General features: G+C 46.0%; 2 tRNA genes and 1 rRNA gene. All 3 read left to right on the forward strand.

Going from position 1 to position 598, the window contains the following annotated elements:
• Positions 1–64: ribosomal RNA gene (locus tag L6D74_RS29860) — 16S ribosomal RNA — on the forward strand; the annotation flags it as partial.
• Between the two features lie 123 nt (positions 65–187).
• Positions 188–264 (forward strand) — tRNA-Ile (locus L6D74_RS29865).
• 10 nt (positions 265–274) lie between these two features.
• A tRNA-Ala gene (locus L6D74_RS29870) sits at positions 275–350 on the forward strand.
• The last annotated feature ends 248 nt before the right edge of the window (positions 351–598 follow it).

Below are 598 nucleotides of genomic sequence, written 5' to 3' on the forward strand. Positions count from 1 at the left end.
CATGACTGGGGTGAAGTCGTAACAAGGTAGCCGTAGGGGAACCTGCGGCTGGATCACCTCCTTAATCGACGACATCAGCTGCTCCATAAGTTCCCACACGAATTGCTTGATTCATTGAAGAAGACGATAGAAGCAGCTTTAAGCTCCAAGCTGATAGCTCACAGCTAGCAGTTACAAGCTCGAAATTGGGTCTGTAGCTCAGTTGGTTAGAGCGCACCCCTGATAAGGGTGAGGTCGGCAGTTCGAATCTGCCCAGACCCACCAATTTTGTTATGGGGCCATAGCTCAGCTGGGAGAGCGCCTGCCTTGCACGCAGGAGGTCAGCGGTTCGATCCCGCTTGGCTCCACCATAAACTGCTTCGAAAGTTTGAGAGTTTAGAAATGAATATTCGAGTTGAATATTGATTTCTAGTCTTTTGATTAGATCGTTCTTTAAAAATTTGGGTATGTGATAGAAAGATAGACTGAGAGCCACTTTCACTGGTGGTGATCAGGCTAAGGTAAAATTTGTGAGTTCTCTTAGTTGAGAAATTCGAATTTTCGGCGAATGTCGTCTTCACAGTATAACCAGATTGCTTGGGGTTATATGGTCAAGTGA

Origin of the sequence: Pseudomonas pharyngis (assembly GCF_021602345.1) — a bacterium.
Taxonomy (GTDB): Bacteria; Pseudomonadota; Gammaproteobacteria; order Pseudomonadales; family Pseudomonadaceae; genus Aquipseudomonas; species Aquipseudomonas pharyngis.